General features: G+C 66.9%; 27 protein-coding genes and 3 pseudogenes. 22 read left to right on the top strand and 8 right to left on the bottom strand.

The features are described from left to right. Positions 1 to 113: 113 nt before the first annotated feature. On the top strand, positions 114 to 1658 hold the full coding sequence (locus tag BLT27_RS11745; protein ID WP_089734192.1) for an acyl-CoA carboxylase subunit beta: 1545 nt from the start codon (positions 114 to 116) through the stop codon (positions 1656 to 1658). Positions 1659 to 1660: 2 nt separating this feature from the next. Then, positions 1661 to 1921 (top strand): DUF8022 family protein, encoded by a 261-nt coding sequence (locus BLT27_RS11740; protein ID WP_089734098.1) that lies wholly within the window; start codon positions 1661 to 1663, stop codon positions 1919 to 1921. Between the two features lie 17 nt (positions 1922 to 1938). Here BLT27_RS11740 and BLT27_RS11735 read toward each other — a convergent pair whose 3' ends face one another. Then, a complete protein-coding gene (locus tag BLT27_RS11735; RefSeq protein ID WP_089734096.1) occupies positions 1939 to 3339 on the bottom strand; it encodes a cytochrome P450 in 1401 nt (466 codons plus the stop codon). A gap of 82 nt (positions 3340 to 3421) precedes the next feature. On the opposite strand from BLT27_RS11735, the gene BLT27_RS11730 reads away from it, so the two are divergent. Then, positions 3422 to 4078 carry a helix-turn-helix domain-containing protein gene (locus BLT27_RS11730; RefSeq protein WP_089734094.1) on the top strand — a complete coding sequence of 219 codons (657 nt, stop codon included), beginning with the start codon at positions 3422 to 3424 and terminating at the stop codon, positions 4076 to 4078. Between the two features lie 96 nt (positions 4079 to 4174). Here BLT27_RS11730 and BLT27_RS11725 read toward each other — a convergent pair whose 3' ends face one another. The 3 genes from BLT27_RS11725 to BLT27_RS11715 all read right to left on the bottom strand — a co-directional run bounded on the left by BLT27_RS11725 (position 4175) and on the right by BLT27_RS11715 (position 6857). Continuing rightward, entirely contained in the window at positions 4175 to 5560 is a 1386-nt protein-coding gene (locus BLT27_RS11725; RefSeq protein ID WP_089734092.1) for a cytochrome P450, read from the bottom strand. An 84-nt stretch (positions 5561 to 5644) separates the two neighbouring features. Further along, positions 5645 to 6115: a hypothetical protein gene (locus BLT27_RS11720; protein WP_089734090.1), complete on the bottom strand. Its 471-nt coding sequence runs from the start codon at positions 6113 to 6115 to the stop codon at positions 5645 to 5647. A 73-nt stretch (positions 6116 to 6188) separates the two neighbouring features. Beyond that, complete coding sequence (locus tag BLT27_RS11715; RefSeq protein WP_089734087.1) at positions 6189 to 6857, bottom strand: hypothetical protein; 669 nt, start codon at positions 6855 to 6857, stop codon at positions 6189 to 6191. Positions 6858 to 6999: 142 nt separating this feature from the next. Here BLT27_RS11715 and BLT27_RS11710 point away from each other — a divergent pair, with 142 nt between their 5' ends. The 9 genes and pseudogenes from BLT27_RS11710 to BLT27_RS11675 all read left to right on the top strand — a co-directional run bounded on the left by BLT27_RS11710 (position 7000) and on the right by BLT27_RS11675 (position 13822). Further along, positions 7000 to 7674 carry a helix-turn-helix domain-containing protein gene (locus tag BLT27_RS11710; RefSeq protein WP_089734190.1) on the top strand — a complete coding sequence of 225 codons (675 nt, stop codon included), beginning with the start codon at positions 7000 to 7002 and terminating at the stop codon, positions 7672 to 7674. A gap of 80 nt (positions 7675 to 7754) precedes the next feature. After that, a pseudogene (locus BLT27_RS11705) lies at positions 7755 to 9300 on the top strand (acetyl-CoA carboxylase biotin carboxylase subunit); the annotation flags it as partial. 50 nt (positions 9301 to 9350) lie between these two features. After that, positions 9351 to 9599: pseudogene (locus BLT27_RS20585) on the top strand (biotin/lipoyl-containing protein); the annotation flags it as partial. Positions 9600 to 9950: 351 nt separating this feature from the next. Continuing rightward, the gene (locus BLT27_RS11700) at positions 9951 to 10319 is read left to right on the top strand and encodes a 2Fe-2S iron-sulfur cluster-binding protein (RefSeq protein ID WP_089734083.1); all 369 of its coding nucleotides are present in this window, start codon (positions 9951 to 9953) and stop codon (positions 10317 to 10319) included. A 60-nt stretch (positions 10320 to 10379) separates the two neighbouring features. Further along, positions 10380 to 11153: a helix-turn-helix transcriptional regulator gene (locus tag BLT27_RS11695; protein ID WP_089734082.1), complete on the top strand. Its 774-nt coding sequence runs from the start codon at positions 10380 to 10382 to the stop codon at positions 11151 to 11153. 58 nt (positions 11154 to 11211) lie between these two features. Beyond that, positions 11212 to 11796 carry an NADPH-dependent FMN reductase gene (locus BLT27_RS11690; protein ID WP_089734080.1) on the top strand — a complete coding sequence of 195 codons (585 nt, stop codon included), beginning with the start codon at positions 11212 to 11214 and terminating at the stop codon, positions 11794 to 11796. Positions 11797 to 11852: 56 nt separating this feature from the next. Next, positions 11853 to 12440: a thymidine kinase gene (locus tag BLT27_RS11685; RefSeq protein ID WP_089734078.1), complete on the top strand. Its 588-nt coding sequence runs from the start codon at positions 11853 to 11855 to the stop codon at positions 12438 to 12440. A gap of 1 nt (position 12441) precedes the next feature. Then, a complete protein-coding gene (locus BLT27_RS11680) occupies positions 12442 to 13044 on the top strand; it encodes a YIP1 family protein (RefSeq protein ID WP_089734076.1) in 603 nt (200 codons plus the stop codon). A gap of 52 nt (positions 13045 to 13096) precedes the next feature. Then, entirely contained in the window at positions 13097 to 13822 is a 726-nt protein-coding gene (locus tag BLT27_RS11675) for a YIP1 family protein (RefSeq protein WP_089734074.1), read from the top strand. Between the two features lie 19 nt (positions 13823 to 13841). Here the strand turns inward: BLT27_RS11675 and BLT27_RS11670 are convergent, their stop codons facing one another. Beyond that, positions 13842 to 14882 carry a DNA-methyltransferase gene (locus BLT27_RS11670; protein WP_089734072.1) on the bottom strand — a complete coding sequence of 347 codons (1041 nt, stop codon included), beginning with the start codon at positions 14880 to 14882 and terminating at the stop codon, positions 13842 to 13844. Between the two features lie 115 nt (positions 14883 to 14997). Between BLT27_RS11670 and BLT27_RS11665 the strand changes: the two genes are divergently transcribed. Together BLT27_RS11665 and BLT27_RS11660 are read left to right on the top strand one after the other, a co-directional pair. Further along, positions 14998 to 15300, top strand: a complete 303-nt coding sequence (locus BLT27_RS11665; protein WP_089734070.1) for a Sec-independent protein translocase subunit TatA/TatB — start codon at positions 14998 to 15000, stop codon at positions 15298 to 15300. 161 nt (positions 15301 to 15461) lie between these two features. After that, positions 15462 to 16049 (top strand): response regulator, encoded by a 588-nt coding sequence (locus tag BLT27_RS11660; RefSeq protein ID WP_089734068.1) that lies wholly within the window; start codon positions 15462 to 15464, stop codon positions 16047 to 16049. A gap of 59 nt (positions 16050 to 16108) precedes the next feature. Here the strand turns inward: BLT27_RS11660 and BLT27_RS11655 are convergent. Next, a pseudogene (locus BLT27_RS11655) lies at positions 16109 to 17456 on the bottom strand (cytochrome P450). 157 nt (positions 17457 to 17613) lie between these two features. Between BLT27_RS11655 and msrA the strand changes: the two are divergent. Beyond that, positions 17614 to 18261 carry a peptide-methionine (S)-S-oxide reductase MsrA gene (gene msrA, locus BLT27_RS11650; protein WP_089734066.1) on the top strand — a complete coding sequence of 216 codons (648 nt, stop codon included), beginning with the start codon at positions 17614 to 17616 and terminating at the stop codon, positions 18259 to 18261. 446 nt (positions 18262 to 18707) lie between these two features. Here the strand turns inward: msrA and BLT27_RS11645 are convergent, their stop codons facing one another. Continuing rightward, positions 18708 to 19778 (bottom strand): tyrosine-type recombinase/integrase, encoded by a 1071-nt coding sequence (locus tag BLT27_RS11645; protein ID WP_089734064.1) that lies wholly within the window; start codon positions 19776 to 19778, stop codon positions 18708 to 18710. Positions 19779 to 20280: 502 nt separating this feature from the next. On the opposite strand from BLT27_RS11645, the gene BLT27_RS20420 reads away from it, so the two are divergent. After that, positions 20281 to 20412, top strand: coding sequence for a hypothetical protein (locus BLT27_RS20420; RefSeq protein ID WP_281241458.1), 132 nt, complete (start codon positions 20281 to 20283; stop codon positions 20410 to 20412). Here the strand turns inward: BLT27_RS20420 and BLT27_RS11635 are convergent, their stop codons facing one another. Further along, a complete protein-coding gene (locus tag BLT27_RS11635; protein WP_089734060.1) occupies positions 20413 to 20661 on the bottom strand; it encodes a hypothetical protein in 249 nt (82 codons plus the stop codon). A 247-nt stretch (positions 20662 to 20908) separates the two neighbouring features. Here BLT27_RS11635 and BLT27_RS19190 point away from each other — a divergent pair, with 247 nt between their 5' ends. The 6 genes from BLT27_RS19190 to BLT27_RS11605 all read left to right on the top strand — a co-directional run bounded on the left by BLT27_RS19190 (position 20909) and on the right by BLT27_RS11605 (position 26343). After that, positions 20909 to 21481 (top strand): hypothetical protein, encoded by a 573-nt coding sequence (locus BLT27_RS19190; protein ID WP_217639138.1) that lies wholly within the window; start codon positions 20909 to 20911, stop codon positions 21479 to 21481. Between the two features lie 75 nt (positions 21482 to 21556). Beyond that, a complete protein-coding gene (locus BLT27_RS11625) occupies positions 21557 to 21946 on the top strand; it encodes a DUF8023 family protein (protein WP_089734056.1) in 390 nt (129 codons plus the stop codon). 261 nt (positions 21947 to 22207) lie between these two features. Continuing rightward, entirely contained in the window at positions 22208 to 23743 is a 1536-nt protein-coding gene (locus tag BLT27_RS11620) for an Env/VP5 family phage fusion protein (RefSeq protein WP_089734053.1), read from the top strand. Then, entirely contained in the window at positions 23740 to 24321 is a 582-nt protein-coding gene (locus BLT27_RS11615; RefSeq protein WP_139172324.1) for a DUF8063 family protein, read from the top strand. Before BLT27_RS11620 ends, BLT27_RS11615 begins: the two co-directional genes overlap by 4 nt. Then, positions 24314 to 25138, top strand: a complete 825-nt coding sequence (locus BLT27_RS11610; protein ID WP_139172323.1) for a hypothetical protein — start codon at positions 24314 to 24316, stop codon at positions 25136 to 25138. The genes BLT27_RS11615 and BLT27_RS11610 overlap by 8 nt, the downstream gene beginning before the upstream one ends. Beyond that, positions 25135 to 26343, top strand: a complete 1209-nt coding sequence (locus BLT27_RS11605; protein WP_089734048.1) for an ATP-binding protein — start codon at positions 25135 to 25137, stop codon at positions 26341 to 26343. The genes BLT27_RS11610 and BLT27_RS11605 overlap by 4 nt, the downstream gene beginning before the upstream one ends. Positions 26344 to 26442 lie beyond the last annotated feature (99 nt).

Here is a 26442-nt window from a genome sequence, read left to right as displayed (position 1 = left end):
ACCGTCCCAAATACTGCCGCGGAATTTCGACGATCAACGTTGCGGAGTACGGAAACCTTTTGGGCGAGGTGAGAGACGATTGGACCAATGACTGCTGGGTGGTCACCGTGACGATGGAGGACCGCATCGAGGAACTCGAGGAACTGCGCGAGGAGGCCCTGCTGGGCGGCGGCGAGGACCGCATCGAGTCACAGCACGAGAAGGGCAAGATGACCGCTCGCGAGCGCATCGAGTACTTCCTCGACGACGGCACCTTCCACGAGTTCGACCAGCTCCGCACCCACGACTCCCACAACTTCGGGATGGAGGAGCGCAAGATACTGGGCGACGGCGTCGTCACCGGCTACGGCGACGTCGACGGCCGGAAGGTGTTCGTGTTCGCCCACGACTTCACCGTCTTCGGTGGGTCACTCGGCGAGGTGTTCGCCGAGAAGATCACGAAGGTGATGGACATGGCGATGGAGGTCGGGGCCCCCATCGTCGGGCTGAACGACTCCGCCGGCGCACGCATCCAGGAGGGCGTGAACTCGCTCGCGGGCTTTACCAACATCTTCCACCGGAACCAGATGGCCTCGGGGGTCGTCCCGCAGATCTCCTGCATCATGGGGCCGTGTGCGGGCGGCGCGGTGTACTCACCCTCCATCACGGACTTCATCTTCATGGTCGAGGACAGCGCACACATGTACATCACCGGCCCGGGCGTCATCAAGACGGTCACCGGCGAGGAGGTGACCCAGGAGGAGCTCGGCGGAGCCAAGACGCACACCGCGAAGACCGGCGTCGCACAGTTCGCCTGCGAGTCCGACGAGGCCGCCCTCGACCGCATCCGCGACCTGCTCTCCTATCTGCCCTCGAACAACGTCGAGGACCCGCCACGCGTCGAGCCGTGGGACGACCCCGACCGAGAGGACGAGCAGCTGCTCGACATCGTCCCCGACAGCCCGCAGAAGCCCTACGACATGGTCGACGTCATCGGCTCCATCGTCGACGAGGGCTCGTTCTTCGAGGTCGCCGAGAACTTCGCGAAGAACATCGTCGTCGGCTTCGGTCGACTCGACGGCCACAGCGTCGGCGTCGTCGCCAACCAGCCCCGCGTCAACGCCGGCACGCTCACGGTCGACGCCTCGATGAAGGGCTCGCGGTTCGTCCGCTTCTGTGACTCGTTCAACATCCCCATCGTCACCCTCGTCGACGTGCCCGGCTACATGCCCGGCACCGAGCAGGAGCACCGGGGCATCATCCGCCACGGCGCGAAGCTGCTCTACGCGTACTCCGAGGCAACCGTCCCGCTGCTCACGGTCATCACCCGGAAGGCCTACGGCGGCGCGTACTGCGTCATGGCGTCGAAGAACCTCGGCGCGGACGTGAACTACGCCTGGCCGACGGCGGAGATCGCCGTCATGGGCCCGCAAGGCGCGGTCAACATCCTCTACCGCGAGGAGCTCGCGGAGGCCGAGAACCCCGACGAGCTGCGCGACGAGCTCATCGAGGAGTACCGGGAGGAGTTCGCGAACCCGTACACCGCCACGGACCAGGGTTTCCTCGACGACGTCATCGAGCCCACGGAGACGCGCTCGCGCCTCGTCGACGACCTCGACATGCTGCTCTCGAAGCGCGAGGACCAGCCCGACAAGAAACACGGCAACATCCCGCTGTAGCCATGAGCCAGGACCTGCTCGCGGCGCTGGACGTGCCCGACGACGCGACCGACGACGAGGCCGCCGCCATCGCTGCCGTCGTCGGCGCACACCTCCGCGACCTCGAAGCGGAGGCCGCCGAGGAGGGCGACGAGGAGACCTGGACGGACAGGAAATGGTCGTTCGCCGGGCGGCTCCGGAGCACCCGTGGGCACGCCGCACGGGTGCCCGACGGCGCGCCGACGGACGCCTGGGCGGCGTCCGGCCGCGCGGACCGGTTCTGAGCCGGGCGACGACGGTCTCAGCGGTCTCGCCGCTCGACGCGCATCTCGACGGGACCGGAGTCGAGCGTCGTCTTCGCGTCCGGCGTCAGCGTCTCCGTGACGCGCTCGAACCGGACCCGCTGGAGAACCGTTGCCAGCGCGAGCTGGAGCTCCATCCGGGCGAAGCGCATCCCGATGCAGTGGCGCGGGCCGCCGCCGAACGGGAAGTACGCGTACTCGGGTCGGTCGTCGTCGCCTGCGAGCCAGCGACGGGGCCGGAACTCGGCGGGCGCGTCCCACCACCGTTCGTCGCGGTGGATCTGGTACGCCGCGAGCATGACCGTCGAGTCGTCGGGAACCGTGTAGCCGCCGAGCGTCGTCTCCCCGACCGGTTCGCGGTAGATGGCGTACGCGGGCGGGTAGAGCCGCAGCGCCTCGTCGACGACCGCGCCGGTCAGTTCGAGCGCCGGGATGTCGCCGAAACCGGGGTCGGAAGCGCCACAGACCGAATCGAGTTCGGCGTCGAGGTCCGCCCGGACCGTCTCGTCACCGGCCACCAGCCACAGCGCGTAGGTCAGCCCGAGCGCTGTCGTCTCGTGGCCGGCGAAGAGGAACGTGAACAGCTGGTCGCGGACCGTCTCCGCCGACATGGTCGAACCGTCGGGGTACTCGGCGTCGAGCATCGTCGAGAGCAGGTCGTCGTGGCCGTCACCGTTGGCGGTTCTTCGGGCCGCGACGAGCGTTTCGAGCAGGTCGTCCATGGCGTTCATCCGGCGCTCGAACCGCCGGTTCGTCGGCGTCGGTAGCCAGTCCGGCAGCACGGACGCGAACCCGCTCGTCCGGTCGCCGATGGCATCTACGACCTCGCGGACGACACGCCCGCGTTCACCGTCGAGTTCGAGGTCGAGCAGGGTCCGGGTGAGGATGTCGAGCGTGAGCCGCGAGCACTCGCTTCGGAGGTCCACGACCGCGCCGTCGTCCCAACCGTCGACCGTCGCCGCCGCCCGCGCGACCATCGTGTCTCCGAACGACCTGATTCGCCCCGGTGTGAACGCCGGCTGGAGGAGCCTGCGGTCGCGTGCCCACTGTTCGCCCTCGGTGAACACCAGTCCGTCCGGAGCGAGAAGGTCGCCGAGCTGGCGTTCGAACTCGCCCTTGCAGAACTCGTCGTCGCGCTCGACCAGTATCTCCTGGACTACTTCTGGGTCGTAGACCGCAACGAACTGCCGGCCCAGCGCCTCGAACCCGACCACGTCGCCGTAGGACTGTAGCTCGGTCCCGTACTCGATGTCGGCGCTGAGGAACGACAGCGTCTCCCCGAGGACCGGGAGGCCGTCCGGGCCGGGAAGCTGCTCGCCGGCCGGGTGCTCCCGGGTGTCACCGTCGTTCGACGCCGCAGAATCGGCCGTCTCCGACCGTCGCTGTGTCGACTGGCTCATACTCGAACCTCGACCCTCGCGTGCCGTAGCCGTTCGGCCGAAGCTCTGAACCTTTTTAAATACTCACGTTCGGCGTACAGCCATGCAGTCGCTCGACGTGACGCTCCGGCTGCCCGACGAGGCCCGTCTGCCCGCGCCGGAGTGGTTCGACCTCGGCGAGGACTTCGTCCGCGAGGAACTGCTCGCCTGGCACACCGATGAGGACCGCGGCGTCGACTTCTTCCTCGCGCTCGTCGTCGGTGATATCGACGCCACCAGCGACGCGCTCGCCGAGCTCGACGCCGTCTACGACCACGAGCTCGTCCCCGTCGACGACGACACGTTCTACGCCTACGCCGAGATGGCCATCGGCTCCGAGACGATGGCCTGGCGCGCCGCCTTCGACGACCAGGACATCGTGCTCGTCCCGCCGGTCGTCTTCGGGCCCCACGGCTCCGTGCAGCTGACGGTCCTCGGCGACCCCGACGCGCTTCGGAACGTCGTCGACGGGTTCCCCGATTTCGTCCGCGTAGACATCGAACGCGTCGGCGAGCCGCGCGGTATCGGGGGGTCACTCGCCGGCCGGTTGACGGCCCGCCAGTTCGAGGCGCTCTCGGCGGCGTGGGAGCTTGGCTACTACGAGGTGCCGCGAGAAGGGTCGCTTTCGGAGGTTGCTGCGTCGCTCGGGTGTTCCGAGAGCGCCGCCTCGACGTTGCTCAGGAAGGCCGAACGGGGGCTCGTGGACGCGACGCTTGGGTGAGTACTACCTCTCGACCAGATTCTTCGACGACGCCCGCAAAAAGTTTACAAAACCTGTGAACCTCGAGACGAGTTCGTCGAACCGCGAGTTCCGACCCTACCGCTTCGTCACGCGCAGCCGAACGTCGTCTTCGGGCTGGTAGCTCGCGGCGAACCGCGGCTGTGGCGGCTCGTCGGCGACGTACTCGAACCGGCAGTGCCGGACGAGCGTCGCGAGCACGAGCTTGAGTTCGAGCATCGCGAATCGCATCCCGATGCAGTGCCGCGGGCCGCCGCCGAACGGGAAGTAGGCGTACTCCGGCAGTGACTCCTCGAACCGGTCGGTCCAGCGTTCGGGCCGGAACTCGTCGGGCGCGTCGTACCAGCGCCCGTCGCGGTGGATGCGGAACTGCGGCAGCGTCAGCTTGGTGTCCGCCGGTATCTCGTAGCCGCCGAGCTCGACGTCCTCGCGGGCCTCGCGGAAGATGACGTAGGCGGGCGGGTAGAGCCGCATCGACTCGCTGCAGACGCGGTCGAGGAGTTCGAGCCCGAACACGTCGAAGGTATCGGGTCGGTCCCCGTCGACGGCCTCGTCGACCTCCGCGCGGAGCCGGTCGGCCACGTCGGGGTGCTCGGCGAGCAGGTAGGTCGTGTAGGTGAGCGCGAGCGAGGTGGTCTCGTGCCCGGCGAACAGGAACGTGAGCATCGTGTCGCGCAGCTCCGTGTCGGACATGCCGTCGCCGCCGTCGCCGGCCTGCATGAGCATCGCGAGCAGGTCGTCGTGCTCGTCGGCGTCGGCGTCGCGGCGCTCGGCGATGAGCCGGTCCACCGTCGCCTCGAACTCCCCCATTGCCCGTTTGTAGCGCCGGTTCGACGGCGTCGGGACCCACGTCGGCACGAACGTCGAGAGGCCGTCGGGGTCGGCACGCTCGTTCAGCGCCCGCGCGGCGCGGGTGATGGCCGCGCCGGCCTCGCTCCCGTCGACGTCGAGGTCGAGCAGCGAGTCGGCGAGGATGCGCAGCGTGAGTTCGGAGAACCGCTCGTTCGCGGCGACGGTCTCGCCGTCGTCGAACTCCTCGACCATGTCGCGGGCGTAGCCCGCCATGGCGTCGCCGTAGCTCCGGATGCGGTCGAGCTGGAACGCCGGCTGGGCCTGGGTGCGCTGCTCGCGCCACTGCTCGCCTTCGGTCAACAGCAGGCCCTCGGGTGCGAACTGGTTGCCGAAGTCGGAGAGGTCCCACTTGCCGAAGCTGTCCGACTCGGTCACGAGCACCTGCTCGACGAGGTCGGGGTGGAGGACGGTGGTCATGCGCTGGCGGGCGACGCTGTAGCCCACCACGTCGCCGTAGCTGGCGAGTTCGTCGTAGAACGCGGCCGGGTCGCTCGTGAACTGGAGGGTGTTCCCGAGGACGGGGAGGCCGTCGGGGCCGGGCGGGAAGCCGCCGTCGTCGGTGTCGGCGGTCTCGGCCGGGCGGGGCTCGTGGTGGGTCGACTGACCACTCATAGCTGGAGTTTGCCGGCGACGGCGAATGGCGGTTCCGTCGTCGTGCCTAGTTCGTTTAAGTAGGTTCGACGGTCCCCGGACCCGCTACCGGTTCACCTCGGGGGACGGGTCAAGCGAGGCGTACTCGGGCACTGGTTCGTCCTGCAGTTCGATATCCGCCTCGATCCGCTCCGGCCGTATGGTGAAGATGGCCACCCGACCCTCGCCCGTTCCCTCGGGCCACGCGACCGACCCCGTCGCCCCGACCTCGGTGGTGACCGTCACGGTCGGTGTGGCCTCCTCCTCGATGACGTTCTCCAGAACCCAGTGCGCCCTGAACTCCAGAGACCCCTCTTTGAGCACACGACCGGCACCAACCGAGACGGCGAGTTCCCTGTCGGTCGCGTTCTCGACGACGACGTCCGCCTCGCTCGACGGTGTCACCCAGGGGGCCGGTGCGCCGGCAGGAGGCGGGGTACCGGTCGCCGTGTCGTTTCCGGACCTCGCCTGACAACCGGAGAGCGAAGCAGCGACCGTGCCACCGACTGCAGCGAGCAGGGACCGTCGGGAGGACATACGTGAGTATTTGTCACAATCTCGGATAAATCTTGGAGACGAGTTCTCCCACTGAACTTGGTGAGATGGTCATTCAGGACTCGACCACGTCGTCACCGTCTGGTGTCGAGAAGTACACCGTCGCCGAGTCTGGGGCGGGAGCGGAGCCGATGGGGACTCGGACGAGGACCACCATCAGTGGGATATCCGTCAGCGTCGAGTCGGTGACGGTGATGTCGGCGCGAACGTGGCTGTCGGTCACCCTGTCGATGTCGGTGACGAGCAGTTCAGCGGTCGAGCCAGGGGCCCTTCGTTGTGCCACGAGGACGTATTCACGGTCAAAATCCGTCGACTCAATGAACTCCTCGATGTCCGTCGACCGCAGGTGCTCGCCGCGCCAGACCCAGTTCTCGTCGTCCCGGAGCGAGAGGCCATCCCAGTCGGACTGGCTGGCGACGACCGCGACAGCGTTCGAGCGCTCGTCTCCGACCAGCGGACTCCCCTGATAACCGATTATCGGATACGGGACCAGGTCGCGGTCGCTCGGTCTTCCTGGGCTCTCCGCCGCCTCCCTATCCGTCTCGGTTGGTGTCGATGTGTCCGTTCGGCGGCGGGTCGTCTGGCGCGTTGTCGCCGTCGCCCGGCCAGTCGTCTGGCGTTTCGTCGCAGTCCCGTCGCCGTTTCCAGAGAGCATCTGACAGCCGGTCAGAGAGACGGCGACCGTACTACCGACTGCAGCGAGCAGGGACCGTCGGGAGGGCATCGTGTGCGAACAATGCGCACGAGCAGACAAACCGGCTTCCCCGGCCGAGAGCCTCGGACAGCAGTAACGACGAAGGGGGCCGACCGCGAACCACGAAGATACCGATGAAACGAGGGGTCGTCGCAGAGGGAGGTTGGAGACGGTGAAGTACCTCGACGTGCGCATCAGACAGCCCGACGAGTGGCTCCACCCGATGCAGGCGTTCATCCGCCACGAGGACGTGGTCGAGTACGAGGAGCTCCAGACCTGGCACGTCGTCCACGAACAGGACGTGGAGTACGAGCTGTTCTACGTCGTCGCAGACCGCGAGCGGTACGAGCCCGTCATCGACGGCGTCGACTCGATCCGCTGGTACGACATCACCGCCGTCGACGACGAGTCGTTCTACGTCTACGTCTGCCAGGGGACCCGCGAGGACGACCGGGACTGGCGCGCCGCCTTCGCCGCACTCAACCTCGTCGTCGTCCCACCCATCACCTACGACCGCGAGGCCGCGATGGGCATGACCGTCATCGGCGACGGCGACGACCTGCAGGCGATGCTCGACGGGCTGCCGGAGAGCTTCGAGGTCGACGTGCGCGGCATCGGCGAGTACGACACACGTCGGCCGTCGCTCGTCGGCGCACTGACCGAGCGCCAGCGGGAGGCCGTCGGGACCGCCGTCGAGGTCGGCTACTACGCGGTCCCCCGCGAGGGCGACCTCGAAGCCGTCGCCGCGACGCTCGGCTGCGCGCCGTCGACGGCGTCGAACCTGCTTCGGAAGGCCGAGTCGGCCGTGTTCGGGCGACTCGTCGACCGGCGCAGCGCCCGGCCGTGAACCGGGCTCGGACGGTCAGTTTACCCGAGTGGCAAGAACCGATACAATAACGTGCGTCGTCCGAGACGCTTTCGGCAAGAATGTTCAGGAAGGTTCTCGTCGCGAACCGAGGGGAGATTGCGGTGCGCGTCATGCGCGCCTGCGAGGAGCTGAACGTGTCGACCGTCGCCGTCTACAGCGAGGCCGACAAGAACTCTGGCCACGTCCGCTACGCCGACGAGGCGTACAACGTCGGGCCCGCCCGCGCGGCGGACTCCTACCTCGACCACGAGGCCGTCATCGAGGCCGCGAAGAAGGCCGACGCCGACGCCATCCATCCCGGCTACGGCTTCCTCGCGGAGAACGCGGAGTTCGCGAGCAAGGTCGAGGCCGAGGACGGCATCACCTGGGTTGGCCCGTCGGCCGACTCGATGGAGCAGCTCGGCGAGAAGACCAAGGCCCGGAAGACGATGCGCGAGGCCGACGTGCCCATCGTCCCGGGGACGACCGACCCCGTCGAGGACCCCGCGGAGGTCACCGAGTTCGGCGAGGAGCACGGCTACCCCATCGCCATCAAGGCGGAGGGCGGCGGTGGCGGCCGCGGCATGAAGATCGTCGAGAGCCCCGACGAGGCCGCCGACCAGCTCGAGAGCGCCAGGCGAGAGGGCGAGGCGTACTTCGACAACGACAACGTCTACCTCGAGCGCTACCTCGAGAACCCGCGCCACATCGAGGTGCAGATCCTCGCGGACCACCACGGCAACGTCCGCCACCTCGGCGAGCGCGACTGCTCGCTCCAGCGCCGCCACCAGAAGGTCATCGAGGAGGGCCCGAGCCCCGCGCTCTCGGACGAACTCCGCGAGAAGATCGGCGCGTCCGCCCGTCGCGGTGCCGACGAGGCCGGCTACTACAACGCCGGCACCTTCGAGTTCCTCGTCGAGGAGGAAGAGCGCGACGCGGCGGCCGGCGAGATGCTGGGGCCGGACGCGAACTTCTACTTCCTCGAGGTGAACACCCGCATCCAGGTCGAGCACACCGTCACGGAGGAGCTCACCGGCATCGACATCGTGAAGTGGCAGCTGAAGGTCGCCGCCGACGAGGAGCTCGACTTCTCGCAGGACGACGTCGACCTCTCGGGCCACGCGATGGAGTTCCGCATCAACGCCGAGAACGCCGCCGACGAGTTCGCGCCCGCGCCGGGCGGCAAGCTCGCGACGTACGACCCGCCGGGCGGCATCGGCGTCCGGATGGACGACGCGCTCCGGCAGGGCGACCAGATCGTCACCGACTACGACTCGATGATCGCCAAGCTCGTCGTCCACGGCAGCGACCGCGACGAGTGCATCGAGCGCTCGCTGCGCGCGCTCCGCGAGTACGACATCGAGGGCGTCACGACCATCATCCCGTTCCACCGGCTGATGCTCACCGACGAGGCGTTCGTCCAGGGCACCCACACGACGAAGTACCTGGACGAGCACCTCGACCACGACCGCATCGCCGAGGCCCAGGAGCAGTGGGGCTCGGGGGGCAGCGGTGCGAGCGACGACGAGGACGTCGTCGAGCGCGAGTTCACCGTCGAGGTCAACGGCAAGCGCTTCGACGTCAACCTGGAGGAGCGCGGTGCGATGCCCGTCGGCGGCACGAGCGGCCCGCGCGGCGGTGGCAGCGGCGGCGGAGACGGTGGCTCGGGCGGCTCGGGCGGCTCCAGCGGCGGCGTCGAGGTCGAGGGCGACGGCGAGACCGTCAACGCCGAGATGCAGGGTACCATCCTCTCCGTCGACATCGACGAGGGCGACGAGGTCGCGGCGGGCGACGTGCTCGTCGTGCTCGAGGCGATGAAGATGGAGAACGACGTGGTCGCCTCCCGCGGCGGCACCGTCACGCAGATCGCCGTCGAGGAGGGCCAGAGCGTCGACATGGGCGACGTACTGGTCGTGATGGAGTAGTCCGACGATAGCTGTTCCTCGCGGACGTGAGAACGGAGCCCGCCGGAGTTCGTGGGCAGGGGCCTCCGGCGTGGCAGATGGATAGGTGGAGGGCAGCGCACCGGGAAGTGGGTGCGAGCTGCGGGGACCCTATCAGGGGGACAGCGGGTCGGGCAGTGCCCCGGACGCAGGGCGGTAGGGTCGGGTCGATCGGCGACCGACACGCATCGTGGCAACGACTGACGTGGGGTCGGCTTCGGCACGGAGGGCCGGAGCGCCGCGGGGCACGCTCCCAGCTTGTGGTCGGAGGGTCTTTCAACTATCCCAAGCTCAAAAAACGGTTTTACCCACGGTCGACGGCCGGCCCTGCGTGTGCTTTTCACCCTGCGGGGCGAAGGCGGAGTCGTGCCCGCCGACAGCCAGGAGGTCGCGTACGTCACCGTCCTCGATGGCGGCGACGAGCGCCTGCTGGTCGCGCCGCTCGGCGCACGCCTGCGCGACGTGCTCCGCCGGCACGGTCTCTCCCCGCACTCGCGGGCGACCCGCCGGCTCAACTGCGGCGGCCGCGGCCTCTGTGCCACCTGCGGCGTCCGTCTCGTCGACGAACAGGCACCCGAGAACTGGCACGACCGGCTCGCCGACCGCTTCGGCTATCCACGGCTGTCGTGCCAGCTCCGGGTGACGGGCGACTGCACCGTCCGGCTCGACCGCGAGAAGCTCGTCTGGGGCCGCCGCGAGTGACCGCGGGACGGCCGTTGGGATGCCGTAATCTGTATACCAATCGGCCGTCACGATGGGAGTATGGGTGCCGATGACGTTGGCGAACTACTGAAGCTACTGTCGAAGCGTCGGTCTTTTCTGGCGTCGCTGTACGACGAACCGAAGGAGAAACCCGAGCTGGCGGCGGACTGCGAGGTCGCCCGTTCCACCGTGGGACGGGCCATCCGGGAGCTGGAGATGGCCGGCCTCGTCGTCCGGGGCGACGAGGGCTTCGAGCTGACGGTGCCGGGTCGGCTCGTCGTCGACCAGTTCCACCAGTTCGAGGGCTCGGTCGACGCTATCTGCGGGATGGACGAGTTGCTCTCGACGCTCCCCCGGCCGGACCTGATTCCCCCGGCGATGTTCGTCGACGGCGAGGTGACACAGTCGGACATCCACGCGCCCGACAAGGCAATGCAGGAGACGGTGGACCTGGTCTCGACGGCGGAACGCGTGCGTGGCGTCTCGCCGGCGGTCCACGGCGTCTACGTGGAGACGTTCAACGAGCGCATCCAGCGCGACGGGCTGGAGACCGAGCTGGTGTTCAGTGCCGACGCACTGACCGAGCTCGCGACGACGTACGCGGACTACATCATGGGGGACGCCGACGGCGTCACCATCTACCAGATCGAGGAACTGCCGCCGCTCGGCCTGATGCTCGTCGACCACGAGGACGGCACCACGGAGGCGAGCGTCGGCATCTACACCGATAACGGCGTGCAGGTCGTCGTCCGGAACACGAACCCGAACGCGGTCGCCGGACTCCGCGAGGCGTTCGAGTCCTACCGTGCCGAGGCGACGGAGATACAGCTCTGAAGCGGCCGGCCGTTCGTGTCCCTCCGTCTATTTTACCCAGGGCGCCGTGGCCCAACTCATGCCCACCGACGACGACACGACCGTCATCGCGCTCTGTGGCAGTCTCAGGGACGGTAGCTACACCCGACGGGCGCTCCAGCACGCGCTGTCGGCCGCCGCGGACGCCGGCGCGGCCACCGAGCTCGTCGACCTTCGGGAGTACGACCTCCCGGTGTACGACGCCGACGACGACGATGCCGGCGACGCACCGGCGCTCACCCGCACCGTCAGGGAGGCCGACGCCGTGTTGCTCGGGACGCCGATGTACCACGGCTCGTACGCCACGCCGCTGAAGAACGCGCTCGACTACTGCGGCTTCGACGAGTTCGAGGACAAGACCGTCGGCCTGCTCGCCGTCTCCGGCGGGCACTTCCCGGTGACCGCGCTCGAGCACCTCCGCTCCGTCTGCCGCGCGCTAAACGCCTGGGTCATCCCGCACCAGGCGGCCATCCCGCAGGCGTACGATGCGTTCGACGGCGACACGTTCGTCGACGACGGGCTCGCGGAGCGCGTGGCGACGCTCGGGGAACGTGCGGTCCAGTACGCCAGCATCGAGCCGGATCCCACCTCCTTCGAGAGCCAGGCGAACGTCGGTGCGGAGTAGTCGGGGCGACCCGAGAGGGTAACGTCTTTATCGACGGCTCCCGCGGTTCCGTTCGAATGCACGCCATCACGAACAGCGGGTGGGTGGAGGTCATCACCGGCAGCATGTTCTCGGGGAAGACCGAGGAAATGCTCCGACGCCTCCGACGCGCGGAGATCGCGGGACAGGACGTGGCAGTGTTCACGCCCGCGCTCGACGACCGATACGGCACGGACACCGTCGGCTCCCACGAGGGGCGGAGCTGGGACGCCGTCGCCGTCGAGGGCGAGGGCGAGGGCGTCTGGGACATCGTCGAGAGCCTCAACGGCGAACAGGTCGTCGCGATCGACGAGGGCAACTTCTTCGACGAGACGCTCGTGTCGGTCTGTGACCACCTCGCCGCCGAGGGTCGCCGGGTCATCATCTCGGGGCTCGACCAGACCTACCGCGGCGAGCCGTTCGAGCCGATGCCACAGCTCTTCGCGACGGCGGAGTACGTCGAGAAGCTGCAGGCCATCTGTGCCGTCTGCGGCGAGCCGGCGACGCGGACCCAGCGGTTCGTCGACGGCGAGCCCGCCCACCGCGACGACCCCACCATCGTCGTCGGCGCGGACGAGTCCTACGAGGCGCGCTGTCGCAGCTGTCACACGCTCAGGGGCGACTGACATGACCCAGTGGACCGAGAACCCGGAGGGTGGTCGTGGGCGCGGTCCGGCTGGGCTGGTCCGCGCGTGGGTCGAGGTGCTCGCGCGGCCGAGACGCTTCTTCGCGAACGGCATCGCGCCCTCGGACCAGGCCCCCGGCCTCGTGTTCGCCATGGTGGTCGTGCTCGTCGAGGAGAGCGTCCGGTTCGCGCTCGTGGACGACGTCTACCCGGTCGTCGGCGGCCTGGAGTACCTCTCGGCGGCCTTCTGGCTCGGCGTCGTCGTCCTGCTCGTAGCGCCGGCCGCCGTCCACCTGCTCGCGGCGGTCCAGACCGTGCTGCTCGCGCCGTTCGCGCCCGACCGCGGCGGCGTGAGCGAGACCGTCCAGATACTCTGCTACGCGACCGCACCCTGCGTCGTCGCGGGCGTCCCGAACCCCTACGTCAGGTCCGCGGTCGGCCTCTGGGCCATCGGGCTGTACGTCCTGGGGCTGACGGTGCGCCACGACCTCGGTCGCCAGCGGGCTGCTCTCCTCGGCATCGTTCCCGCGGCTGTCGCATTCGGGATGGGGTTCCGGGCGTTCGCCGCGATCGGCGTCCTGCTCCGGAAGTGGTACATCATCTGACCTGTTCGGGAGAAGAGAAGGTTTTCAGGGGTCGTCTCCGAACGACCCGGTGATGGCCGCCCTCCACCCCATCCGTCAGTTCCTGGTCGAACCGCGGGCCTTCTTCGAGGAGCACGGGACCGCCTCGACACTCCCCGTCGCCGCGCTCGCGGTCGTCGGCCTCGCTATCGCACTCGCCGTCGGCGTCACCGTCATGTCCGGCATGCTGGCCGGTGCCGTCCAGGGCACCGTGATGGTCGACAATCCGGACCGACCGCCACAGGGAATCTGCGGCGCCTTCGAGAACGACTCGCCCGTCACCGAGGGGTGCGACGAGCCCGCGGAGATCGAACGCGACGCGGGCGCCATCGTACGCGAGGCAGCCAACGAGTTCGTCGGGACGGTCGTCCTCGCGCCGTTCCTGCTCTGGCTCGCCGGTGGCCTCACGGTGTACCTCGGTGGCCTGCTCGTCGGTGGCGACACCAGTCTCCCCGGCTCGTTCTCGGTCGCCGGCTGGGCGGCCGTCCCGGAGTTCGCCAGGCTCGTCGCCGGACTGGCGATCCTCCAGTTCGCGCTCGCGGACGTGACGATCACGAACCTCGAGTCCGCACCGGCCGCCGTCAGGGCCGCCATCGCTCCCGTCGAGCCGCTCGTCGCCCTGGCGTCGCTGCTGACCGCGGCCTGGCAGCTGTCCATCCTCTCGGCGGGCCTCGCCGTCGAGGCCGACATCTCTCGTGGCGCGGCGGCGGTCGTCACCGGCATCCCGCTCGGACTACTCGTGCTCGCGACGCTCGTCTGACAGGCACGGAGGCCGTGACTCACCGAGGGTCGTACGCGACGCGGTAGCCCTCCGCGGTCCCCTCGACGTCGGTCACGTCGTAGAGGCGGATGCGCCGTTCCTGTTTCGTCCGCACGGGGAAGTCGTAGTGTTCGGCCTCGTACCCGAGCGTGTCACCCTCCGCTCGACAGCGCTCGACGAAGGCACGGTGCCGGTCGAGGCGCTCGTCGACCAGTGCGCGGGAGCGCGCCGGCAGGTCGTCCAGCCGGTCGTCGAACGCGGCCGCGAAGCCGGCGTCGAGCTCGTAGCCGCGGGAGTCCCGGCCCGCGAGCATCGCCGCCAGCGTGGTCGTCCCGGTGCCCCAGAACGGGTCGAGCACCGTGTCGCCGTAGACGGAGTACATGTTCACGAGGCGGTACGGGAGGGCGAACGGGAACGCCGCCGAACGGCTCCGGACGGCGTCGTCGACGTGTCGGTCCTGCATCGTGCCCGTGAGGTCGGTCCAGACGTCGGAGAACCAGTCGTTGCGCTCCTCCCAGAAGTAGGCGCTCTCGTACCGTCGGTCGGCCCCGGGTTCGAACGGCCGGGTCTCCGTGCCCTTGCGGAACACCAGCACGTACTCGTGTTCGAGGGTGACGTAGGCGTTGGTCGGGAGCATCCCCGAGCCCATGAACTTGTTCGCCTTGTTCGTCGGTTTCCGCCAGAGCACGTCGGGCAGCGGCCGGAACCCGAGCTCGCGCATGTCGGCGGTCACGCGGGCGTGGTTCGGATACTGGGAGAAGCTACCGTCGAGCGTGCGCGTCGCGTCCCCGACGTTGCAACAGACGATGCCTCCGGGGCGGACCACCCGCGAGAGCTCCGTCCACACCGCCGCCAGCTCGTCGTGCATCAGCGAGAAGGCCCGCTCGCCGTCGCCGGCGTCGAGTGCGTCGCCGATGGCCGGATTCAGCGACGCGAACGTCTCGTCCCACATCTCTATCATCGGGTACGGCGGCGACGTGACGACCAGGTCGACGGAGTCACTCGCGAGCGTCGTCATGTCGCGGGCGTCGCCGACGGTGCAGGCGTGTTCCGTCTCCATCGCGTCGTCGCTCGGTTGCGCCGTTTCCGACGTAAAGCTGTGCATCCCGGCGGCACAAGTATCACCCTCGATATGTTTATCTACTCATACGTCCTATCAGTCTTCGGTTAGAGCTATGATGATACCGCTGTTCATCGGGGGAATCGGCGGCCCGGAGATCGTCCTTATCTTCCTGCTGGTCATCCTGCTCTTCGGCGCCGACAAACTGCCGAAGCTAGCACGATCCAGCGGTGAGGCGATGGGGGAGTTCCAGAAGGGTCGCGAAGAGGTAGAGCACGAACTGAAAGCCGCGAAGCAGTCCACAGTGTCGACGACCGCCGACTCCGACGCGGAGCCCGTCGAGGACATCGCCCACATCGAGACGCCCGTCGACGCAATCGACGACGACGCGACCGACACGAACGCGTCGCTCGCGTGAACTCGGCACGGTAGCACGACACAAGGCACTGCACCGTCACGAGACCGCTGCACGCCGGCCGCGCCACCGACCACGTCGGATGTGGAGACGGCGACACCGCGTTTTTCCGGCCACGACTGCAGTAACTTATAACACGGTCGCAATCTTCGTACTGGGCAGTGATGCCCGGGGACGACACCGAGCAGCCGACAGTCCTCGTCGTCGACGACGAGGAGAAGCTGGCCGACATGTACACACTCTGGCTCCGGAGCGAGTACGACGTCCGGACCGTCTACGACGGCGAGTCGGCCCTCGCCGAGCTCGACGGCGTCGACGTCGTCCTGCTGGACAGACGGATGCCCGGCTGCTCCGGCGACGGGGTCATGGACCGGCTCGACCGCCGCGACGAGGACCCCGCCGTGGTCGTCGTCACCGCGGTCGACCCGGACTTCGACATCCTCGACCTCTCGTTCGACGACTACGTCTGCAAACCCATCCAGGCCGACGAGCTCGTCGCCGTCATCGAGCAACAGCTGACGGCTCGCGAGCACGGCGACGAGCTCCGCCGGTACCTCCAGCTCGCCACCAAACGCACGCTCCTCGAGCTCGAACACGGTCCCGGCGTCCTCGACGCCACCGCCGAACTGCGGGCGCTCCGCGACGAACTCGAGCAGCTGGAGGCCGAGCTCCGGCGCACGCTCGACGACTTCGACGCCGTCAGGGAGGCCTACCAGCAGGTCAACCGCGCCCCCGGGCGGACACGGTGGTGACTGGCGGCCCGGCCGCGTGACGACGGTACCCTGCGTGACTGCGTCGCTGTGGCCTGGCGTCAGTCCTCTCGACGTTCGACCTGCATCTCGAGTCCGTCGACCGGATGTGCCGTCAGCGTCGGCAGCAGCTCCAGTGGCCCGTCCTCGGCGGACATCAGGCGGAACTCGCTGCCGACCGTCGCGACGATGAGCCGCGCCTCCAGCAGCGCGAGCTGCCTGCCGATACAGTGCCGGGGGCCGCCGCCGAACGGGAAGTACGCGAACCGGGGCCGCTCGGCCGCGCGCTCGGGTCGCCAGCGCTCCGGGTCGAACTCGTCCGGGTCGTCCCAGAACCGCTCCGACCGATGGACGGCGTACTGCGGGAGCATGAGCGTCGCCCCCTCCGGAACCGTGTAGCCGTTGGCCTCGAACGGGCGAGTCGGCGTCCGGAACATCACGTACACCGGCGGGTAGAGCCGCATCGCCTCGTTGATGACCCACTCGGTGTACTCCATCCCGCGGACCACCTCCATCCACGACCGGTCGCCGTCGAGGAGTTCGTCGAGCTCCGCGTGGACCCGCCGCTCCGCCTCGGGATGCTCGGAGAGCAGGTGCCAGGTGAAGGTGAGCGTCAGCGCCGTGGTGTCGTGCCCCGCCAGCAGCATCGTCATCATCTCGTCCCTGAGCTGCTGCTCCGACTGCTCGCCCCGCTCCTGTGCCCGCAGCAGGATGGAGAGGAAGTCCATCGACTCCCCGTCCGTGCCGGCCGCCAGCTCCGTGCGCCGGCGGGCGACGATCTCCCCGATGAGGCCGTCCAGCTCCTCGACTGCGGACCGGTACTCCTCGTCACCCGGCAACGGCACCCAGTCCGGCACCGCGCTTCGCACCGGGTCCGGTTCGAACCGACGACCGATCGGTTCGAGCTGGTCCTGGACGGTCCGGCGCTGGGCCGCCGAGAGCTCGCCGCCCATCATCAGGTCGCAGATGACGTCGATGGTCACCTGCGTCATCTGGTCCTCGATATCGACCACGTCGCCGTCCGACCAGTCGGCCACCAGCGACTCGGCGTGGTCGACGATACGGTCGGACAGCCCGGAGAGCCGCGACATGTTGAACGCCGGCGTCGCGAGCTCCCGCTGTTTCTCCCAGGTCTCCCCCCTCGCTGAGCAGGAGCCCCTCGCCCAGCAGGTCCCCGAGCGGGTCGTCCTGGAACGTCGGCTTCCGGAACGCGTCCGCCTCGGAGACGAGTATCCGCTCGATGGTGGCCGGGTCCGCGATCATGTACGTGTTCAGCGGCCCCATGTCGAACTGTGCGATGTTTCCGTACGACCCTTCGAGCGCCGTCAGGAACGCGAACGGGTCCCGCGCGTAGCGTCTGCTGCTCCCGAACACCGGTTGCCCCTTCGGCCCGGGTGGCGTCTTCGACATCACCCCCGCTATGGTCCGGAGTGACATGACCGTTCGCCCCGACGAACCCGCCCGGACCGGGCCGCTCGTCGAACGTCCACCCCGCGGCGAGACGGACGCGGCGCTCTGTGCGACCCCGTGTCGACGGACCCAACCCCGTCGAGCCCCTCCTCCGCGTATGGACCAGGCAACCGACCCGGCGAGCATCGACGCGGCCGCCCTGCCGCCGAGCGAGACCGCGACCGCGACGTTCGGCGCGGGCTGCTTCTGGGGACCAGAAGCCCGCTTCGGCGCGCTCCCGGGCGTCGTCCGAACCCGCGTCGGATACGCCGGTGGGACGACCCCGAACCCGACGTACCACTCGCTGGGCGACCACACCGAGGTCGTCCAGGTCGAGTACGACCCCGACGAGCTGTCCTACGAGGCGCTGCTGGAGACGTTCTGGGACTGTCACGCCCCCGCCGCGACGGGCAAGCGCCAGTACCGCAGCGTCGTGCTGGCCTCCGACGACGAGCAGCTGGCGGCCGCTGAGCGGGTCCGCGACCGCATCGTCGCCCGGACCCACCGCGCGAACGAGACGGCCATCGAACCACTCGACGCCGTCACCCCGGCCGAGGACTACCACCAGAAGTACGAACTCCGGTCGACGCCGGTTCTCGGGGACGAACTCGTCGACCGCCTCGGCGACACCTTCGTCGACTCGACGGTCGCGACGCGACTGAACGGGTTCGTCGCCGGTCACGGCGACGAGCGCCAGCGCCGCGCCTTCCTCGCCCGACTCGACCTCCCGCCGACCGTGCTCTCCGAGGTCGAACGGCGGCTCTGAACCGTCGCTGGCGTCTTCCCGACGGTCACCTCCGGGGGTCGTCCACATCGCGACATCGAGCTGACGTCCGGGTGCCACCCCACTCACCCCCTGAGTCCGTGAACCGCCCGATTGCGAGGGGCCGCGGTAAGTGACTTACTGAGATAGGATTTCGACCGCCCGAATTGCCAACCCCGATTCCGCCGATTTCGAGCGCGAGAGCGTTCGCTACGGCGCGTCCGCTCTTCCTTCAGAAACGGTGAGAAACTCACTGGGTTGGGGCAGATATTGAACCACGGTCGCTCCACTTCGTTCCGCTCCCTGGTTCAAATCAGCCGACCCCATCTCCTGCCGACGGACTCGTCGCTACTCTCCTCGTCGATGTCGGCAGGAAAATGGGTTGGGGCAGGATTCTACGTACGGGTTATTGCGGCACCTGCTACCCATCTCGTACTGCGATTTTCGGGTCATGATTCCGGCAGGTACCTCCGTCGCTGCTCCATCTTCTCGCGAGCAGTTCGCCGGTCGTAGTGTCGGTCTAGAACCTTCTCCGAGACGTTCATCCGATCTTGGGTCACGTCCTTCGGCGTCCCTTCGAGCAGGTGCCGCGTGAGCGACCCACTCCGGAAGTCGTGGGGCGACCGCGACGACGGGCACTTCGACGCGAAGTTGTAGTCCATCGCCTCGCAGGTGTCCGGGTCCTCGTCGTGTGGACAGCCCTCACCGTAGCAGCACGGCCGGGAGGCAGCGTAGGCGGTGTTGCGGAACGTTCCCGTCTGGGGACGGCCGTGCGACGTGGTCAGCAGCGGCTCGCGGTCATGGTCATCGCGCACGTCCTTCCGGGGGCCGCTGATGTAGTCCTCGATGGTCTGGGCGACGTAGGGGCTGATGGCGTTCCAGCGCGTACCCTTCTCGCCGTTCTTCAGCGGAGTTCCCTGCTCCGGTCGGTGGACGATGTGGATGGCCGGACCGTCGACCTTCGGGTGCGAACCTTCCAGGTCGAGATCGTCCAGGTCGATAGCGCGGAGCCCACCGACCCGACAGCCAAGGTGCCACAGTAGCAACACCGTGAGGTGCTTCCGCGTCGCGTAGTGGTATCGGTCCAGGTATCCCAGAATCTCCTCGGCGCGGTCCGGGTCCAGCGTCGTCTCGCTCACCTGCTGGTTCTCGGTGACGCGCGGGAGCAGGATCTTCGACGGCAGCTCCTCGGGCACCGCGTCAATCTGCGCGCAGAACCGGAGGAACACCCGGAGGGTCGACAGGTGGTTGTGGAGGGTCTGGGGTTCGAGGGGGTCGTACCCGTCCAGGTACTTCTCGTCGTAGTCCTCGAATCCCTGCCGTCGACTCGCCCGGAACGAGTGGAGGGTCCGGCCGTCGAGCACGTTCAGGTTCTCGATCTCCTCGGCGCGGCACCAGCGGGTGAACGCGAGCAGTCGGTACCGTTGCGAGGTGAGCGTCTTGTCCCGTAGCTCGTCCTCGCGGGTGCTCATATACATCTGCATCGCCACGTCCGGCTCGATTGGGTCCAGTCGACCCATTACGCCGAACCCTCCGCAGATGACCATGACCGGCCGGAAAGAGTGAGATTCAGATACGACTCGTCGCTACCGTGCGGGGATTTATCTCCCGCGCTGTCTTGGCTTGACATGGCTTTCGTACTCCAACTACGAGAGCCCACGCGGGCCCGATGTGGCAGCATCGGGGCCCGCAACTTTCGTTCAGACCCGTGCTCTGAGAGCACCGGGTCCGCGTGGAACCTCCCGTCACCCATCACACTGTGGGTCAGAGACTTAGTCTTTACCCACAGTATAGTGGGTTCAATATACTGTTCAGTGTTCTTCACCCTGCGCATGAAAACGCTGAAACTGCTCGAATGCGGGGTATTTGCCAATGCGCCCACCGCTGGCTTCATGGATGACCCCAGTTGACCGGGATATTCTGGAGTTGCTCCAGAACGAGCCAGCGAACCGCGAATTGGTCCTAACCCCTCGACTAATCTCCGCGAATCTCGATTGGGGCAGGGAGACGATTCGAGAGCATATGCTAGCACTCCGTGACCACGGCCTCGTCGAGTACTACGACGAGGAAGCTGGAATCTACCAGCTCTCGCAACGTGGTCGAAACTACCTGTCGGGCGACCTCGACGCCGAGGAACTGGAAGACGGTGCGTAGTCACGGCGCACCCTCCTCACCGTACACGTCGTGGTACGGTCCCCACTCGGTGACCAGCTCTAATTCGTCGCGGTGGTAGTTCTCACCAGTCCGCTTGTCGTGGAGTTCCTGGAAGACTGCTTCCTGATCTCCCCGGGCGCACGCCTGACACCAGAAATGGTTGTTCGTCGGCTCCCAGTTCCGGTGTCCGTTCGGGCAGGTCCATCGCCAGCGATCCAACTTTTCGTCGAGATTGATTCGAAATCCCATCCGGTCGGCACTGAGGGGAGTTTATGTAAAAGTCCGAATCCTTGCGCGGGGTGAAAGTGAAACTGGAATCGAGAACGCTGAGATTGCTGAATATTCAAAGGAGGGTCCAAGACACCGTCGTCTTGCAATTTTGTTGCCCAGTGAAAGTAGTCCCTGTCAATTCGACGGGGGTTACTCAACCTATGTCCGTCAGATTGGTATTTTAGCTTGGAGAACGCATTTACCGATTCCAAGTGTTATTAGAAATATGCGCCGCCGTCGTGTCCTCCAAACGGTCCCCGTCGCGGTAGCGTCGGTCAGCGGTTGCCTTTCGAGTGCTCGGAGTCCAGAACAGACACTCGAACGGAGGATGATCGCACTGACCGATTCGAGAGCCGATCCTCCGGACGGAATCGAGGTTTCCGCTTCGATGGTAAGCTCAACTATCAACGAAATGTCCACAGCGTCGGTTCGAACGGTGTTGAGAAACACCGAAACTGGCAATTCGAGTGTTTTCACTGGCCCCAACCCACCATTCAGCACAGAGGAGAGTCAGAACGGGGGCTGGATGCTGGTTCATCCGGACACGGGATTAGAGAAGAAGTCCAAAAGCTGTTGGGAGCCATCGTCTGATACACGTCTGGGGAACTCCGATCTCCTGTACGAACACGAGTTAGAGAGCGGGCAGACAATCGAACAGACCTACGAACTGTGGGGAAGTCCCTACGATGACCGTTGTATGCCTGCTGGGGAGTACACATTCAGTAACGAGTATCAGGAAGTGGAAAACCAGTCCGAGTTCGAGTGGACACTTACCTTCGCAATCGACGAGACGGAGTGAATTTTCTCCGACTTCGGGTCGTTGCGGCTCGGTGCCGAGACTTAAATTGTAATTCCTAGTCGGCTGGCGTGCAGCATGTCGAGAAACCAGATCGACCTCGTCGACGTTGTAGCGTTGATCCTCGTCCCGTTCATGGGCGCAATCGCCCTCGGGACCATCGGGATGCAAGTAAACGTGTTCGGGAACTTCGCGTTCTCCGACGTGCTCTGGTCGGCCTCCAGCGTGGAGCTGACCGCCGCCGCCCTGCTCTCCATCGCGGGCACCGTCTGGATCGTCGCCACCAACGAGATCGACGGCAGCAGCTACGAGAACTACGAACTCGTCATCCTCGCCGTCACCCTCGGTATCGTGCCCGCCTACGTGCTGATTCCCGCCGTCCGTGCGTTCGCGGGCATCGACGCTATCTCGTTCATCCTCGCGATGGTCCAGTCCGGCGGCGCCATCCTCGTCAGCTACGTCGAGTAACCCCGCTCACCCTACCCACTCATGAGCACCCACCAACCCTCAGAACCCGGCAGAATCGTGCTCCGAGGCTTCGACTCCGAGACCACCGAACGACTTCGGAGAATCGTCACCAAAGCAGGCATCCGCCAGCAAGTCATCGACCACCAGCCCGACCGAGGTGAGAGCCGTGAGTAATCCGACCGCGCGGCTGGTCGGGTTCACGTTCCTCCTGATCGTACTCGTCGGCTCGCTCGTCTGGTTCGGGTTCGGGGTGAGCCTCGCATGAAGGCCAAGGTCATGGTCATGGCGCTGCTGCTCGTCTCGACCACCCTCGTTGCTCCCGTGTCTGCGTCGACGACGACGCCCGACTCGGACAACTGCGACAGTGTGGACCTAACGGTGCGGCTGTTCAACCCGCTCGACGACACCAGTGACTGCTGGGCCGATGTCGACGAGATTCGACAGGGCTCGAAGGCACAGGAGCGGGCTGATATCCTGTCGCGGGCAGAGACCATGCAGGCTGACCAGGAGACGACGGTCACCGCCTACCACAACACGCTCGAAAACGCCCGCACTGTCGCCTGGACCAAGGCCGAGGTTGCCGCCCTCAAAGCCCTGGAGAACAACAGCTCGCAAGCCGAGACTCGCGTCGCGGCTCGCGCGGCTGTCGAGGCTTACTACAGCCGGATGATCCAGAACCTGCTCCAGTATCGTGACTCGCGGATGCAGGAGCTGGAGTATCTCGCCGAAACTCGCGACAACCTCTCGCTGGCCTCGGCTGCACTCGAAGTCCACGTCTACGGCTTCGGCTCGGTCGTCGATACCAGCTACGACTGGACGCTCACCGAGGACAACACGAACGCCCAGGTGACGCTCCCGAACGGCTCGGTGTACAACATGACCACGTTCAGCTGGGGCTACACCGATCAGGACACGGGCGTCCACCACTCCACCCAGCCGCTCTACTGGGGCGACAACATCGAGACCGTCAACGAGGAGAACCACTACGTCGACTACATCCGGTTCTACTCGTCGTACGACAATCAGACTGCGACGGCGTACAACTCAAGCGAGATCGACGCGCTCGTCCAGGAGATGCAGTCCCAGAACACGCAGATGCTCTCGAACATCAACGAGACCGTCAACGGTCTCTACGGGAGCTACGTGCGTGGCGAGCTCGACATCGAGGAGTACCGGAGCGTCCAGGCAACCGCGATGGGCTGGAGTCCCGACCTGAACTCGACGGGCTACAGCATCTACGCGGTCACCGCGCTCGGACAGGCCGGTGAAGAGATTCCGGACCTCAACCAGACCGGGTCGATGACCATCGAGACCAGCGAGTTCACCGCCAACAACAGCAGCGAGACGCTGACCGGGCTCATGACTGGCTCGCCGCCCAGCGGCGATGCCTGGACGGTGAACACGACGTACGACCCTGCGAACGCGAATGGCTCGCTGATGTTCCACGTCAGCGCGTCGAATCGCTCGGTCGAACTCACCGAGCCGTTCACGCTGGTCGGTGCCGAGGACAGTGACGGCTCGGAGATTCAGCAGGTCCAGATGCAGCGGTACAACTACCGCACGAGCAACTTCAGCGAACTCGGTGACAAGCTGGACCGGCTCATCGAACTCCGCCAAGAGGAGCAGATTCGCATCGAAGAAGCATCGAGTGGAGGCGGTGGCGGTGGAGGCGGCATCGGCTGGCCGGGAAGCGACACAGGAGGCTTCGGTCTCGGTGGCGGGGTCGTCATGCTCGCTATCGCTGCTGTGCTCGTCGGCATCGGCGTCAAACTCTACTTCGAGGTGATGACGCCGTGAGAGCCGCGGCGGTCATGGTCATCGCGCTTGCACTCGTCACGGTCGGTGTCGTCCCTGGGGTAACCTACGCACAAGACGGGGACAACACGACCGCGACAACGGCGGTACCGGACGGCCAGAACACTTCGACAGTCCGGGCCGATCTCGGCGCGGGCGTCACCCTCGTCGACATGGAGAAGAAGCCCGGCCAGATCGTGCTCGTGCTGCACGCCGAACAGCCCGCGACGATGCTGAACTGGCAGGACAGCATGGGTGCGATGAAGGCCGCCAACGAACGCGGCGGGGACGACCTCGCCGCCGTCGACATGGACGCCTACCAGCATCGCGTCTGGCTCGACCGTGGCCGCCAGCGCGTCGTGCTCGACGTCGAGACCTGGCGCGGTGCCTCCACCATCACCGTCTGGACCACCCAGAAGGAGTTCGTCATCTCCACCAATCTCCCGTCGGCGAACCCGTTCGGCGCGACCTCGTCGACGGGCGGCTGGCTCGGTGGCTTCGGCGTCGCCGTCTGCATGGTCTCGCTCGCTGCATGGAAGCACAAGCGCAACCCGCCCCAGGGGGTGCGTGAACTTGAGTGACCGCTACCGCCCCACCTTCGGCAGCCGCTGGGACTACGCCGTCTACCTGCTCGCCGAGTACAAGGTTCCCATCACCCTGACCGTGCTCGCACTCGGCGTGTGGGCGGCGTGGGCCGTCGAGACCGTCCCCTCTCCACCGCCGGAACTCGTCAACTTCGCCGCGCCCGTCGCCATCCTCGCCATCCCAGCCTACGCCGTCGGTGACAGGCTCGCGAAGTGGCTCGACCCACACGAGTGGGTGAAGGTCGGCGTTGCCGACCCCGGTACCGTCGATGGGGACAACTTCGAGACCGCCAAGTACGACGGCAAGGGCGTCGCTCCCGACCTCTGGGAGCAGAAGACTGTCACCGGCTACAGCCCGCTCCGGCCCGATGACGGTACCTTCGACGCCGTCGTAACCGCCTTCGAGTACTACGACGACATCGACGAACTCGAAGTACGCGGATGTGAGCAGGCCGACCTCCCGCCCGCAGAGGCGTGGGAGTCCGCGACTCGTGTCGACGAGATCTACGAGCACCACCACCGGGTGAAACGGGCCTACAGCCAGCTCAAGTCGACCGTCCACAGCTACGCGACGCAGGTCCACGATGCAACGCTGCTGCTGGCGGCAGCAGAAGACGAGAAGGCCAACGTCGCGCCCGACGTGGAGATCCAGGCACTCATCGACGAGATGGAGAACGAAGTCGAAGATCTCCCCGACGCACCCGCGCCCGACCAGGAGGGACAGTGGCTTCGGGAGGCGAAGGGTGACCTCGGCCAGCTCAATGACCATGACCAGATGACCGACGCCGTCGCCGACGGTGGTGAGGAACCGTGAGCCACGAGGAAAGCGGCTCCGGCGAGTGGGCCAGCAGTGAGGCGAAGGACTGGAAGGACGGCCGTCACAAGCGCGAGAACGGCTACGTGCTCAACCACGCCGGAGAAGTCGGCGATACGACGACTCGGCAGGCACTCACCGCGTTCCATGGTGTCTACGAGCGCGCGTATCGTCGCGGCTGGATCGACGGCGACTGGCCCGGCAGCGTCACCGACACCGAGATGTATCGACGCTGGCGGCGCACACAGCAGACCGAAGCCTTCGCCCGCGCGGTCGACCAGGGCGACGCCGTCGATCTCCGCCAGCAGGTCGGCAGTCAGAACGACGAGATCGACGTTTCGGGCTGGCGGGATATCGAGCACATCCGCGAGATAGCCGTCCAGCGGCACCTGCGGCTCTACATCTACGGCGAACCCGGCACGGGCAAGACCCGGTCGGGCTCGCTCGTCGCCCGGCACTGGGTCGAGGAGCGCGTCGAGGAAGGCCACCAGGACGCGCTGGTGCTCACGAACATCCGGACACTCGCCGAGGAGCACGAGCGCGTGCGCTGGGTGTCCAACTGGGCCCAGCTGAAGGAGATCATGCACTCGGAGATGGACGACATCCTCGCCGAGAACACCCGGCCCGTGCTGTTCCTGTTCGACGAGGCATCCAGTCAGGCGGCTGGCCGGGGCAAGCAGGGCCACGAGGCGAGCACGAAGCTCGCCACGTTGGTCTACAAGATTCGGAGGTTCGCTGGTGCTATCGTCATCATCGGCCACGACGGCAAGGACCTCCACCCCGCCGTGCGCGAGCTGTGTACGGTCTGTGAGAAGGAGTCGAAGAAGGTGGCGCGGTTCTACGAGACGGTCAAGAACCGCGAGGGAGTCGACCCGATCACGCCGACAATCACCGGCTGGCCGGACTCGATGTGGCAGCCCAACGACAAGGACCCCGCGCCCTGGTCGTGGGACGACGGCCAGGAGGGCGAATCGGGCGAATCCGGGTCGCACATCTCCCGAGAAGACGCCTATCGGGAGTTGGCGATCTGGACCGTCGTCGACGAGAAGACGAGGAACGGCGACGACGCGCTGTCGTTCGAGAAAATCGCCCAGAAGCGCCTGAACGGACTGTATTCGGGCGAATGGTGCCGTCGCAGGTGGAACGAGTACGACTCCGGCGAGCACGCCGACACGGTTGCCACAGTGCAGGAGGCAATCGCATGACGGCACGCACCCGCACGGCAACCAACAACTCGACGCCCCCCGCCGCGGTCATACGCGGGCGGGCGCTCTCGCTTCGCGTCGAGCGACCGCGTGACCATG

Source organism: Haloarchaeobius iranensis (assembly GCF_900103505.1).
Lineage (GTDB): Archaea > Halobacteriota > Halobacteria > Halobacteriales > Natrialbaceae > Haloarchaeobius > Haloarchaeobius iranensis.
This window is presented reverse-complemented; position numbering and strand designations above follow the sequence as displayed.

Bases quoted from the DNA above. Each gene is read 5' to 3' on its own strand.
- BLT27_RS11745 (WP_089734192.1), top strand. From the start codon at position 114: ATGGAGGACCGCATCGAGGAACTCGAGGAACTGCGCGAGGAGGCCCTG.
- BLT27_RS11740 (WP_089734098.1), top strand. From the start codon at position 1,661: ATGAGCCAGGACCTGCTCGCGGCGCTGGACGTGCCCGACGACGCGACC.
- BLT27_RS11735 (WP_089734096.1), bottom strand. From the start codon at position 3,339: ATGAGCCAGTCGACACAGCGACGGTCGGAGACGGCCGATTCTGCGGCG.
- BLT27_RS11730 (WP_089734094.1), top strand. From the start codon at position 3,422: ATGCAGTCGCTCGACGTGACGCTCCGGCTGCCCGACGAGGCCCGTCTG.
- BLT27_RS11725 (WP_089734092.1), bottom strand. From the start codon at position 5,560: ATGAGTGGTCAGTCGACCCACCACGAGCCCCGCCCGGCCGAGACCGCC.
- BLT27_RS11720 (WP_089734090.1), bottom strand. From the start codon at position 6,115: ATGTCCTCCCGACGGTCCCTGCTCGCTGCAGTCGGTGGCACGGTCGCT.
- BLT27_RS11715 (WP_089734087.1), bottom strand. From the start codon at position 6,857: ATGCCCTCCCGACGGTCCCTGCTCGCTGCAGTCGGTAGTACGGTCGCC.
- BLT27_RS11695 (WP_089734082.1), top strand. From the start codon at position 10,380: ATGGGTGCCGATGACGTTGGCGAACTACTGAAGCTACTGTCGAAGCGT.
- BLT27_RS11690 (WP_089734080.1), top strand. From the start codon at position 11,212: ATGCCCACCGACGACGACACGACCGTCATCGCGCTCTGTGGCAGTCTC.
- BLT27_RS11685 (WP_089734078.1), top strand. From the start codon at position 11,853: ATGCACGCCATCACGAACAGCGGGTGGGTGGAGGTCATCACCGGCAGC.
- BLT27_RS11680 (WP_089734076.1), top strand. From the start codon at position 12,442: ATGACCCAGTGGACCGAGAACCCGGAGGGTGGTCGTGGGCGCGGTCCG.
- BLT27_RS11675 (WP_089734074.1), top strand. From the start codon at position 13,097: ATGGCCGCCCTCCACCCCATCCGTCAGTTCCTGGTCGAACCGCGGGCC.
- BLT27_RS11670 (WP_089734072.1), bottom strand. From the start codon at position 14,882: ATGGAGACGGAACACGCCTGCACCGTCGGCGACGCCCGCGACATGACG.
- BLT27_RS11665 (WP_089734070.1), top strand. From the start codon at position 14,998: ATGATGATACCGCTGTTCATCGGGGGAATCGGCGGCCCGGAGATCGTC.
- BLT27_RS11660 (WP_089734068.1), top strand. From the start codon at position 15,462: ATGCCCGGGGACGACACCGAGCAGCCGACAGTCCTCGTCGTCGACGAC.
- msrA (WP_089734066.1), top strand. From the start codon at position 17,614: ATGGACCAGGCAACCGACCCGGCGAGCATCGACGCGGCCGCCCTGCCG.
- BLT27_RS11645 (WP_089734064.1), bottom strand. From the start codon at position 19,778: ATGGGTCGACTGGACCCAATCGAGCCGGACGTGGCGATGCAGATGTAT.
- BLT27_RS20420 (WP_281241458.1), top strand. From the start codon at position 20,281: ATGCTAGCACTCCGTGACCACGGCCTCGTCGAGTACTACGACGAGGAA.
- BLT27_RS11635 (WP_089734060.1), bottom strand. From the start codon at position 20,661: ATGGGATTTCGAATCAATCTCGACGAAAAGTTGGATCGCTGGCGATGG.
- BLT27_RS19190 (WP_217639138.1), top strand. From the start codon at position 20,909: ATGCGCCGCCGTCGTGTCCTCCAAACGGTCCCCGTCGCGGTAGCGTCG.
- BLT27_RS11625 (WP_089734056.1), top strand. From the start codon at position 21,557: ATGTCGAGAAACCAGATCGACCTCGTCGACGTTGTAGCGTTGATCCTC.
- BLT27_RS11620 (WP_089734053.1), top strand. From the start codon at position 22,208: ATGAAGGCCAAGGTCATGGTCATGGCGCTGCTGCTCGTCTCGACCACC.